The organism is Sphaerisporangium rubeum, from assembly GCF_014207705.1.
Classification (GTDB): Bacteria; Actinomycetota; Actinomycetes; order Streptosporangiales; family Streptosporangiaceae; genus Sphaerisporangium; species Sphaerisporangium rubeum.
In genome coordinates this window covers 6,165,864-6,178,525 of record NZ_JACHIU010000001.1, presented here as the reverse complement: position 1 = coordinate 6,178,525, position 12,662 = coordinate 6,165,864, and the positions used below count along the sequence as shown (strand labels likewise).

Below are 12,662 nucleotides of genomic sequence, written 5' to 3'. Positions count from 1 at the left end.
TCACGTGTCAGTCCGTTTGTGGTTGAACGGTGGGCTGGTGCAAAGTGGGGCGTACCCATAGGCTGAGCACCTTTGCGACCGAGCGCGGACCTGCGTGGCGGCGAGGCGTCAAGACGTGGGGAGGGTGCTGTGACTTCGTATGGTTGCGCGGTCATGGCTTGCTCCCTTCCCTCTCAGCAGAGAGTACAGAAGAAGCCCGGCAACCTCGGCATCCTTCAGGGAACGGGTCCTCTCATGAGGTCCAAAGCGGCAGGCACAGAAGCGGTACATTGATCTTCGGTATCGGTCGCTGCCGGTAGCGTGCGGAACAGGAATCGCCATCACGGTGATTCCTGTTTTTGTTTTCCATGCGTCTGTTTCTTGGACAGCGGACTGAAAACCGGCTGAAAGATCATTGGCGTAGCGTGGTGGTCGCAGCCAGATTGAACACTCGTAGGTGAGCGGGGGACGCAGGGCGATGTTGTCGGCCGGCGTTCTTCGTTGCGAAGGCTATTGGGGATCTTCCCAGGTCGGCGGGTGTCGGCTCTTTGGAGCTTCTGGTGTTCTAGGACTCTGGGAAACGGTTTCGAGGGTGCTTTCCTCTTTGAGTCCGGGGCCTCAAATGGATGAAACGGGGAGCAAGCCGTGATTGAAGACGTTTATCCTTTGGCGCCGATGCAGCAGGGGATGCTGTTTCACACGCTGGAGGCTCCGGACGGCGCCGGGATGTATCTGGCGCAGGAGGTTTATGAGTTCTCCGGCGGGGTGGACGTCGCGGCCATGCGGCGGGCCTGGGAGCTTGTCGTGGGGCGGCATGCGGCTTTGCGTACCGGGTTCATCTGGGAGGGGGTCGCGAAGCCGGTTCAGGTGGTGCATGACCGGGTCGCGGTGCCGTTCGAGGTGGTGGACTGGTCTGCGGGGGAGGGGACTCGGGAGCGGCTGGACGCGTTTCTGAGGGAGGAGCGCGAGCGGGGGGTCGCTATCGCGGTGCCGCCGTTGATGCGGCTGCATCTGATCGACCTTGGGGCCGGCCGGTTCTGGCTTGTTTGGACGTTCCATCACATCGTGGCGGACGGGTGGAGTGTGCCTGTCGTCGCGGGGGAGGTGGCGGAGGCTTACGAGGCGTTGCGGGTCGGGAGGGAGCCTGAGCTGCCGGCGGTGCGGCCGTATCGGGACTTCATCGCGTGGTTGCAGGGGAGGCGGCCGCGGGACGTCGAGGGGTTCTGGCGGGGGTATCTCGCGGGGCTTGAGGCTCCTACGCCGTTGCCGGTGGATCGGCAGGTCAAGGAGCACTGGGCTCAGGCTCGGCGGCGGGTGGAGCTGCCGGTGGACGTCACGCGTGCGCTTTCCGGGCTCGCGCGGCGGTCGCGGGTGACGCTGGGGACGGTGGTGCAGGCGGCCTGGTCGTTGCTGCTTTCGCGGTACAGCGGGGAGCGGGACGTCACGTTCGGGCTCACGGTTTCGGGTCGGCCGGCGGAGCTGGCCGGCATGGAGTCGATCGTCGGGCTGTTCATCAACACGCTGCCGATGCGGGTCGAGGTGCCGGCGGATGTGCCGTTCGGGGAGTGGCTGCGGCGCATTCAGCTCGCGCAGGTGGAGTTGCGGCGGTACGAGCAGACGCCGTTGACGGATGTGCAGCGGTGGTCGGCGATTCCGCGTGGTACGGCGATGTTCGACAGCGTCATGGTGTTCGGGAACTTCCCTGACGACGAGGCGCCGGAGGAGGAGGTCACGCCGGGTGGCGGGTTCTCCACGATGGAGTCGGTGGAGGTCGGGAACACGCCGCTGACGTTCGCGGTGGACATGCGGGAACGGCTGGAGATCGAGGTCGAGTTCTCCACCGGGGCCTTCGACGACGCGACGGTCGAGCGGTTGCTCGATCGGCTGGTGGCGGTGCTGACCGCGGTTTCCGTGGACGGCGATGTGCTGGTGCGGGACATCGAGATCACGTCGCCGGGTGAGCGTGAGCTGCTGGCGGGGAGCTGGGCCGGGTCCGGGGACGCGCTGGGGCTGGTGGGCTTGGCCGGGTCCGGGGACGCCGAGGGGCTGACGCTCGCGCACGAGTTGGTGGCGGAGTGGTCGCGGCGTACGCCGGACGCGGTGGCGGTGGTGTGCGGGGACGAGCGGGTCTCGTTCGGGGAGCTGGAGGCGCGGGTCGAGAGGCTGGCGCGGTGGTTGCGGGCTTCGGGGGTCGGTGCGGAGGTGCCGGTTGGGGTGCTGCTGGGTCGTGGGGTGGACCTGGTGGTGGCGTTCATGGCGGTGCTTCGGGCCGGTGGGGTCTATGTGCCGCTGAACCTCGGACAGCCGGGGGAGCGGGTCGCGTTCATGCTCGGGGAGTGTGGTGCGCGGGTGCTGGTCGGCTCGACGGGGGTCGCCGGGGAGCTGCCGCCGTTCGACGGGGTTGTGCTGTTGGTGGACGAGCTCGGGGAGGCGCCTGCGGCGGAGATGCCGGAGGTGTCGGCGGACGGGCTGGCGTATGTGTGCTTCACCTCGGGGTCCACCGGACGGCCCAAGGGGGTCGGGGTCGCGCACCGGGGTCTCGCCGGGTACGTCGCCGGGTGGGGGGAACGGTTCGAGCGGCTCGGTGGGGCCGGGTCGATGCTGTCGATGGCGGGGGCCGGGTTCGACGTGTCCGTCGGGGACATCGTGCGGGCCCTTTGTTTCGGCAAGGCGGTGGTGTTCACGCCGCAGAGCGACTTCGTGTCGGTGGCCGAGCTGCACCAGGTGCTGGCGGACAACGAGGTCGAGGTCGCGGAGATCGTCCCGGGGACGTTGCTGCGTGAGCTGGCCGGGTACTGCCGCGAGTCGGGGGGACTCGAGACGCTGCGGCTGGTGATCTCGGGGACGGACATCTGGGGGTACGAGGCGCTGGTGAGCGCGGTCGCCGATGTCGCGCCTGAGGCGGTGCCGGCGAACGTGTACGGCGTCACGGAGGCGGCGATCGACTCGCTGCTCATGCCGCTGGTGCCGGAGACGCCGGTGGTCGAAGGCGCGGTGCCGGTGGACGGCACCGGGCTCATGGTGCCGATCGGCCGGCCGCTGGCGGGGGTGCGGGTCTATGTGGTCGATCCGTGGTTGAAGGTCGTGCCTGCGGGGGTGGCCGGTGAGCTGCTGATCGGTGGGGTCGGGCTCGCGCGGGGGTACGTGGGTCGTGCGGGGCTCACGGCCGAGCGGTTCGTCGCGGACCATCTCAGCGGGATTCCCGGCGAGCGGTTGTACCGGACGGGTGACCGGGTCCGCTGGCGGGCCGATGGGATGCTGGAGTTCCTCGGCCGTACCGACGAGCAGGTCAAGATCCGTGGGTACCGGGTGGAGCCCGGGGAGATCGAGAACGTGCTGGCCGAGCACGCGTCCGTGCAGGACGCGGCGGTGGTGGCGCGGGACGACGGGCCGAACGGCAAGCGGCTGGTCGGGTATGTCGTTCCGGCGCCGGGGGCCGCGGTCGAGGCCGGCGAGCTGCGGACGTTCCTGCGGGGCCGGTTGCCGGAGTACATGGTTCCGGCTGTGCTGATGGTGGTGGAGGCGTTCACGCTGACCGCCAACGGCAAGGTGGACCGGCGCGCGCTGCCGGAGCCGGATGTCGCGACCGTGGTCGGCGGGGTCGAGTACGTGCCGCCGCGTACGGACGCGGAGGTCGCGCTGGCCGGGATCTGGTCGCAGGTGCTCGGCGTCGAGCGGGTCGGCGCTCGGGACAACTTCTTCGAGCTCGGCGGCGACTCGATCCTGAGTCTGCAGATCGTGTCGCGGGCCCGTGCCGCCGGTCTCCAGCTCAACGTGGCGGATGTGTTCGCGCGGCAGAGCGTCGCCGAGCTGGCGCTGGCCGTCCGTGCGGCTCCGGTGGCCGTGCTCGCCGAGCAGGGGACGGTCAGCGGTCCGGTGCCGCTGACGCCGATCCAGCAGTGGTTCACCCGGCAGGACATCGCGGACCGGGACCACTGGAACTGGTCCGGCATGTTCCAGCTCGCCTCCGGTGTGGACGCCGGCGCGCTGGGCCGCGCGGTGGCGGCGCTGGTGGCGCACCACGACGCGCTGCGGCTGCGGTTCGCGTACGGCGAGAGCACCTGGGTGCAGCACATCGAGGCCACCGAGTCCGCCGAGGTGTTCCACGTCGTGGACGCCGCAGGTCTGGCGCAGGATGCGCTGGAGGAGCTGGTCACCGCGCGGATGACGGCGCTCCAGCGGTCGCTCAGCCTGGCGTCGGGGCCGTTGCTGCGGGTGGCGTACTTCGAGCGCGGCGGTGAGCCGGGGTGGCTCGGGATCACCGCGCACCACCTCGTGATGGACGGGGTGTCGTGGAACATCCTGCTCGAGGACCTCGACCGGGCCTACCACGCGATCGTGGACGACACCCCGGTGAAGACCGTCCTCGGCCAGAAGACGACGTCGTTCCAGCAGTGGGCCGAGGAGCTGCGTACCTTCGCCGCCTCCGACGAGGCGCGCGGGGAGACCGGGTACTGGCTGGAGCAGCTCGACACCGGGTTCCAGCTGCCGCAGGACGGCTCCGGCGTCAACAGTGAGGCGTCGGCCCGTACGGTACGGGTCGAGCTGGACGCCGGGACCACGGCGGCGCTGCTGACCCGCGCGCACCGCGCGTACCGCACGCAGATCAACGACGTGCTGCTCGCCGCGCTGCTCCAGGCCCTCGGCCGCTGGTCGCGCACCGACGCGGTGGCCGTCGACCTGGAGAGTCACGGCCGTGAGGCGATCACCGACCGCATCGACCTGTCGCGCACCGTCGGCTGGTTCACCTCGATCTTCCCGGTGGCGCTGTCGGCCACCGACCTTTCCGACCCGGCCGGCGTGCTGAAGTCCGTCAAGGAACAACTGCGCCGCACACCGAGACGCGGCGCCGGGTACGGCGTGCTGCGTTACCTCACCGATGACGACGACGCCGACCCCGCGGTGCGGCGTCTGCGCGGCGTCCCCGGGCCGCAGGTGCTGTTCAACTATCTCGGCGGCGCGGACGGCCCCGGCGAGGGACGCAGCGGGTTGCTCGCGCGTGAGCTGCCGGGCGAGCTGGCCGGTCCGGCCGAGGGTGAGGAGCAGTCCCGGTCGCACGCGCTGCAGATCGAGGCGTTCCAGACCACCGACGGCCGCATGGTCTTCGAGTGGCACCACAGCTCCAACCTGCACCACACCGAGACGGTCGAGCGGGTCGCGAACGACTATGTGACGGCGCTGCGCACGCTGGTCGAGCACTGCCTGTCACCGGACGCCGGCGGCCACACCCCGTCGGACTTCCCGCTCGCCAGGCTCGACCAGTCCGCGGTGGATCTGCTCACCGCGTCCGCCGGTCAGGCCCGCGTCGGTGACGTGTACCCGCTGGCCCCGGTGCAGCAAGGCATGCTGTTCCACGTCCTCGAGGCCCCCGCCGGCGGCGCCGGCGTCTACTGGGCCCAGGGGCTGTACGAGCTCGGCGGTCACCGCGTGGAGCCTGACACGTTGCGCCGCGCGTGGGACACCGTGCTGGAGCGGCACGAGGCGTTGCGCACCGGGTTCGTGTGGCAGGGGGTCCCCGAGCCGGTGCAGGTCGTGCACGAAGGCGTCGGGGTGCCGTTCGAGGCGCTCGACTGGTCGGGACTGCCGGACGACGACACGCGCGAGGCCCGCCTGGAGGAACTGCTCCAGGCCGACCGGGACCGCGGCTTCGACCTGGCACGTCCGCCGCTGACCCGTGTCTACCTGATCGACCGCGGCGACGAGCGGTACTGGATGATCTGGTCGCTGTACCAGGGCCTGTGCGACGGGTGGAGTCTGCCGGTCGTCATGGACGACCTGTCGGCGGTCTATGAGGCCCTGCGGCGCGACCGCCGTCCCGCGCTGCCGGCGGTGCGGCCGTACCGGGACTTCATCGCGTGGCTCGCCGAGCAGGACCTCGCGGCCGGTGAGGGGTTCTGGCGTGAGTACCTCGCCGGGTTCGAGGCGCCGACGCCGCTGCCGGTGGACCGGCAGACCGCCGACCACTGGGCTCAGGACCGGCGGCGGGTCGAGCTCTCCCCGGAGGTGTCGGCGGCGCTGGTCGAGCTGTCCCGCCGGTCCCGTGTCACGCTCGGCACGGTCGTGCAGGCCGTGTGGGCCCTGATGCTGTCGCGGTACAGCGGTGAGCGTGACGTGCTGTTCGGTCTCACGGTGTCGGGTCGTCCGGCCGAGCTGGCCGGCATGGAGTCGATCGTCGGCCTGTTCATCAACACGCTGCCGATGCGGGTCGAGGTGCCGGCGGAGCTGCCGTTCGACCAGTGGCTGCCACGGCTGCAGGACAACCAGGTCGCGGTGCAGCGGTACGAGTACACGCCGCTGTCGGACATCCAGCGGTACTCGGCGGTCCAGCGGGGTTCGTCCCTGTTCGGCAGCATCATGGTGTTCGGCAACTATCCGCAGGAGGACCTGCCGCAGGACACCACCGGCGGCCCCGGCGAGCCGGCGTTCATGCCGATGGACTCGCTGGAGCAGGGGAACTACCCGCTGACCTTCGCGGTGGACCTCGCCGAACGGCTGTCCCTCGAGGTGGAGTTCTCCACCGCCGCGTTCGACGGGCCGTCGGTGGACCGGCTGCTCGACCGGTTCGCCGGGGTGCTCGGCGCGGTCGCGGCCGACCCGTCGAGGCCGGTGCGGGACGTCGAGCTGACCCTGCCGGGTGAGCGCGAGATGCTCGTCGAGCACTGGTCGCGGTCCGGCCTCCCGGTCGCCGGTGACGTGCTCGACGGCCGGCCGCTGGTGCCGGTGCACGAGCTGGTCGAGGAGTGGGCCCGCCGCGTCCCCGACGAGATCGCGGTCGTCAGCGGCACCACGCGTCTCACGTTCGCCGAGCTGGACGGCCGCGCCGAGGCCCTGGCCGCCTGGCTGCGCGAGTCCGGCGCGGGTCCCGAGGTGCCGGTCGGTGTGCTGCTCGGCCGCGGGGTGGACCTCGTGGTGGCGTTCATGGCGGTGCTCAAGACCGGTGGCGTGTACGTGCCGCTGAACGTCGGACAGCCGGTGGACCGGCTGGCGTTCATGCTGGACGACTGCGGCGCCGGGGTGCTGGTGAGCTCGACCGCGCTGGCCGGTGGCCTGCCGGAGTTCGGCGGGCCGGTCCTGATGATCGACCGGCTGAACGACTACTTCGCGCAGCGGGCCGCGACGACCGGCGCCGTGAAGGCCGCGCGGGTGTCGCTCGACGGGCTGGCGTACGTGGCGTTCACCTCCGGCTCCACCGGCCGTCCGAAGGGGGTCGCGGTGTCGCACCGGGGCCTCGCCGGGTACGTCGCCGGGTGGGGTGAGGTGTTCGGCCGGCTCGGTGGCGCCGGGGTCATGCTGTCGATGGCCGGGTCCGGGTTCGACGTGTCCGTGGGTGACATCGTGCGGGGCCTGTGCTTCGGCCGGGCCGTCGTGTTCACGCCGCAGAGCGACTTCGTGTCGGTCGCCGAGCTGCACCAGGTGCTTGAGGAGCACCAGGTGGAGGTCGCGGAGATCGTGCCGGGGTCCCTGCTGCGTGAGCTGGCCGGGTACTGCCGGGACGCGGGTGGGTTGAAGCACCTGCGGCTGGTGATCTCCGGTACCGACATCTGGCGGTACGACGCGCTGGTGTCCAGCGTCGCGGACGTCGCGCCGGTCGCCGTCCCCGCGAACGTGTACGGCGTGACCGAGGCGTCCATCGACTCGCTGCTCATGCCGCTGGTCGCCGGTGAGCGGCCCGAGCCGCCGGCCGGCGCGGTGCCGGTCGACGCGTCGGGGCTGATGGTGCCGGTCGGCAGGCCGCTCGCCGGGGTGCGGGTGTACGTCGTGGACGACTGGCTGAACGTCGTCCCGGTCGGCGTGGCCGGTGAGCTGCTGATCGGCGGCGTGGGCCTGGCCCGCGGGTACGTGGGCCGCGCCGGGCTGACGTCGGAGCGGTTCGTCGCCGACCACCTCGGCGGCGTCCCCGGTGAGCGGCTGTACCGCACGGGTGACCGGGTCCGCTGGCGGGCCGATGGGATGCTGGAGTTCCTCGGCCGTACCGACGAGCAGGTCAAGATCCGTGGGTTCCGCGTGGAGCCCGGTGAGATCGAGAACGTCCTCGCCGAGCACCCCGACGTCCAGGAGGCCGCCGTCGTGGCCCGCGACGACGGCCCGAACGGCAAGCGCCTCGTCGGCTACGTGGTGGCCGAGTCCGGCACCACGGTCGAGGTGTCCGAGCTGCGGGTCTTCCTGCGGGCCCGGCTGCCGGAGTACATGGTCCCCGCCGTGCTGATGGTGGTGGAGGGCTTCACGCTGACCGCCAACGGCAAGGTGGACCGGCGCGCTCTCCCCGAGCCGGACGTCGCCACGATCGTCGCCGGGGTCGAGTACGTGCCGCCGCGCACCGAGGCCGAGCTGGTCCTCGCCGGGATCTGGTCGCAGGTCCTCGGCGTGGAGCGCGTCGGTGTGCAGGACAACTTCTTCGAGCTCGGCGGCGACTCGATCCTGAGCCTGCAGATCGTGGCGCGTGCGCGTGCCGCCGGTCTGCGGCTCGACGTGGCCGACGTGTTCGCGAGCCAGACCGTCGGCACGCTGGCCGCCGCCGCGCGCAAGGCGCCGTCGGCCGTGCTCGCCGAGCAGGGCACCGTGACGGGTCCGGTGGAACCGACCCCGATCCAGCACTGGTTCACCAAGCAGGACGTCGCCGACCGCGACCACTGGAACTGGTCCGGCGTGTTCGAGCTGGCCCCCGGCGTGGACGCCGCGACCCTCGGCCGCGCGCTCGGCACGGTCGTCGCGCACCACGACGCGCTGCGCCTGCGCTTCCGGTACGAGAACGACACCTGGGTCCAGGAGAACGCCGCCGAGGAGACCACCGGCCTGCTCGACGTCGTGGACGCGGCCGGCCTGCACACCGAGCGGGCCGAGGCGCTGGTCACCGAGCGGATGACCACCCTGCAGAAGTCGCTGAGCCTCGCGGACGGGCCGCTGCTGCGCGCCGCGTACTTCGACCGCGGCGACCAGCCGTCCTGGCTCGGCGTCACCGTCCACCACCTGGCGATGGACGGCGTGTCGTGGAACATCCTGCTCGAGGACCTGGACCTCGCCTACCGCGCGATCCGCACGCAGGGATCGGCCAAGGGTGCGCTCGCGCCGAAGACCACGTCGTACCGGCAGTGGGCCGGCGAGCTGCTGACCTTCGCCGCGTCCACGGACGTCCGCGACGAGCTGGGGTACTGGCTGGCGCAGCTCGGCTCCGGCTTCGAGGTCCCCGTGGACCGCCGGGGGACGTTCGACGGCGACGCCGTCCAGATCGTCCGCGTGGAGCTGGACGCCGAGGCCACCTCGGCGCTGCTGACCCGCGTCCACCGGGCCTACCGGACGCAGATCAACGACGTGCTGCTCGCGGGTCTGCTCCAGGCGCTCGGCCGGTGGGCCGGCACGAACACCGTGACCATCGACCTGGAGAGTCACGGTCGTGAGGCGATCAGCGACGGGGTGGACCTGTCGCGGACCGTCGGCTGGTTCACCTCGATCTTCCCCGTCGCGCTGTCCGGCGCCGACCTGGACGACCCGGCCGGGGTGCTGAAGTCGGTCAAGGAGCAGTTGCGTGCCGTCCCGCGCCGAGGCGTGGGGTACGGCGCGCTGCGGCACCTGACCGAAGGCGACGACGCGGCGCTGCGGCGGCTGCGGAACCTCCCCGGCCCGCAGGTCCTGTTCAACTACATCGGCGGCGCCGACGTCGCGGGGGACGAGTCCGTCGGCCTGGTGGCCCGCGAACTCCCCGCCGAGCTGGCCGGTCCGACCGGTGAGACCGGCTCGCACCCGCTGCAGATCGAGGCGTTCGCCACCGCCGAGGGCCGCATGGCCTTCGAGTGGTACTACAGCCCCGAGCTGCACGACACCGCGACCGTGGAGCGCGTCGCGCACCGCCACGTCGAGGCGCTGCGCGCGCTGATCGAGCACTGCCTGTCGCCGGAGGCCGGCGGCCACACCCCGTCGGACTTCCCGCTCGCCACGCTGGACCAGGACGCCGTGGACACGCTCACCGCGTCGGCGGCCCCCGCCAGGATCGAGGACGTCTACCGGCTGGCCCCGGTGCAGCAAGGCATGCTGTTCCACGTCCTGGAGGCCCCCGAAGGCGGCGCCGGCGTCTACTGGGCCCAGGGGATCTACGAGGTCGGCGGTCACCGGGTCGACCCCGAGCTGATGCGCCGCGCCTGGGACACCGTCGCCGAGCGGCACACCGCGCTGCGCACCGGGTTCGTCTGGCAAGGCGTGCCGGAACCGGTGCAGGTCGTGCACGACGGTGTGCGGGTGCCGTTCGAGTACCTCGACTGGTCACGCGCCGCGAGCGACCGCGATCGGCAGACCATGCTGGAGCGGCTGCTCAACGAGGACCGCGCCAAGGGCTTCGACGTGGCACGGCCGCCGCTGACCCGCGTCTACCTGATCGACAGAGGCGAGCAGCGGTACTGGATGATCTGGGCCCTGTACCAGGGGATCTGCGACGGGTGGAGCCTGCCTGTCGTCATGGAGGACGTCGCCAAGGTCTACGAGGGCCTGCGTGACGGCACCCCGGCGCGGCTCCCGGCGGTGCGGCCGTACCGCGACTTCATCGAGTGGCTCGGCCGCGGCGACGCAGGCGAGGTCGAGGGGTTCTGGCGGGAGTACCTCGCCGGGTTCGAGGCCCCGACGCCGCTGCCGGTGGACCGCCAGGCCGCAGACCACTGGGCCCAGGACAAACGCCAGGTCGTGCTGTCGCAGGACGAGACGGCGGCCCTCACCGCGCTGGCCCGCCGGGCCCGCGTCACCCTCGGCACGGTCGTGCAGGCCGTGTGGGCTCTGCTGCTGTCGCGTCACAGCGGCGAGCGGGACGTCATGTTCGGCCTCACCGTGTCGGGTCGTCCCGCCGAGCTGACCGGCATGGAGTCGATCGTCGGCCTGTTCATCAACACGCTGCCGCTGCGGGTCACCGTGCCGGCGGACACGCCGTTCGTGGAGTGGCTGCGGACGCTGCAGGACAACCAGGTCGCGGTGCAGCGGTACGAGTACACGCCGCTGTCGGACATCCAGCGGTACTCGGTGGTGCCGCGCGGCGCGTCGCTGTTCCACAGCATCATGGTCTTCGGCAACTACCCGCAGGAGGAACTGCCGGCCGACCTCGACACCGCGCCGGCCGACGACGGCTTCCTGCCGACCGAGTCGCTTGAGCAGGGCAACTACCCGCTGACGTTCGCGGTCGACCTCGTGGACCGGCTGTCGCTGGAGGTCGAGTTCTCCACCGCCGCGTTCGAGGGCACCACCATCGACCGGCTGCTCGACCGTTTCGCCACGACGCTGCGCCTGGTCGCGGCCGACGCGACCCTGCCGCCACGCGAGATCGGCATCGTGCTCCCCGGCGAGCGTGAACGCCTCACCGGGCCGTGGTCGCGCTCCGTGCCGCTTCCCGACGGGGCCCTCGTCCCGGCGCACGAGCTGGTACGCCGCCACGCCGCGCGGAACCCCGGCGGGCTCGCCGTGGTCTGCGGGGACGAGAGCCTGACGTTCGCCGAGCTGGACGCGCGGGCCGACCTGCTGGCCAGGTGGCTGCGTGCCTCCGGTGTCACGGCCGAGGTGCCGGTCGGTGTGGTGCTCGGCCGCGGCGTCGACCTGGTGGTGGCGTTCATGGCGGTGCTCCGGGCCGGTGGCGTGTACGTGCCGCTGAACCTCGGCCAGCCTGCCGAACGGCTCGCGTTCATGCTGGAGGAGTGCGGGGCCCGCGTACTGGTGAGCGGCACCGGCATGAGCCTTCCGCCGTTCGACGGGCCGGTCCTGATGACGGACCGCCTCGACGAGCAGGACCTCACCGAGGCCGTACCGGTCGATGTCTCGCTGGACGGGCTGGCGTATGTCTGCTTCACCTCCGGGTCCACCGGCCGGCCGAAGGGGGTCGGGGTCACGCACCGGGGCCTGGCGGGTTACGTCGCCGGGTGGGGTGAGGTGTTCGAGCGGCTCGGCGGTGCCGGGTCGATGTTGTCGATGGCCGGCGCCGGGTTCGACGTGTCCGTGGGTGACATCGTGCGGGCCGTGTGCTTCGGGAAGACGGTGGTGTTCACGCCGCAGAGCGACTTCGTGTCGGTGGCCGAGCTGCACCAGGTGCTGGCCGCGCACGAGGTGGAGATCGCCGAGATCGTGCCTGGCACGTTGCTGCGTGAGCTGGCCGGGTACTGCCGCGAGTCCGGCGGGCTCGACCGGCTGCGGCTGGTGATCTCCGGTACCGACATCTGGCGGTACGACGCGCTGGTGAGCGCCGTCGCCGAGGTCGCGCCGTCCGCGATCCCCGCGAACGTCTACGGTGTCACCGAGGCCGCGATCGACTCGCTGCTCATGCCGCTGGTGTCCGGCGCCGGCCTGCTCACCGGCGCGACGGCCGTGGACGCCGCGGGGCTCATGGTCCCCATCGGCCGTCCGCTCGCCGGGGTGCGGGTGTACGTCGTGGACGAGTGGCTGAACGTCGTACCGGCAGGAGTCACCGGCGAACTGCTGATCGGCGGTGTCGGTGTGGCACGCGGGTACGTCGGCCGCGCCGGTCTGACCTCCGAGCGGTTCGTCGCCGACCACCTGAGCGGCATCCCCGGGGAGCGGTTGTACCGCACCGGTGACCGGGTCCGCTGGCGGGCCGACGGCATGCTGGAGTTCCTGGGCCGTACCGACGAGCAGGTCAAGATCCGTGGCTTCCGCGTGGAGCCCGGTGAGATCGAGAACGTCCTCGCCGAGCACCCCGACGT

General features: G+C 71.5%; 1 protein-coding gene (only partly in view). It reads left to right on the top strand.

Annotated elements, in window-relative coordinates; translation table 11 throughout:
* The first annotated feature begins 624 nt into the window (after positions 1 to 624).
* Positions 625 to 12,662 carry the 5' end (the start) of a non-ribosomal peptide synthase/polyketide synthase gene (locus BJ992_RS26165; RefSeq protein ID WP_343072856.1) on the top strand. Its footprint extends 15,547 nt past the window's final position, so only the first 12,038 of its 27,585 coding nucleotides appear in the window; the start codon lies at positions 625 to 627; the stop codon falls past the right edge of the window.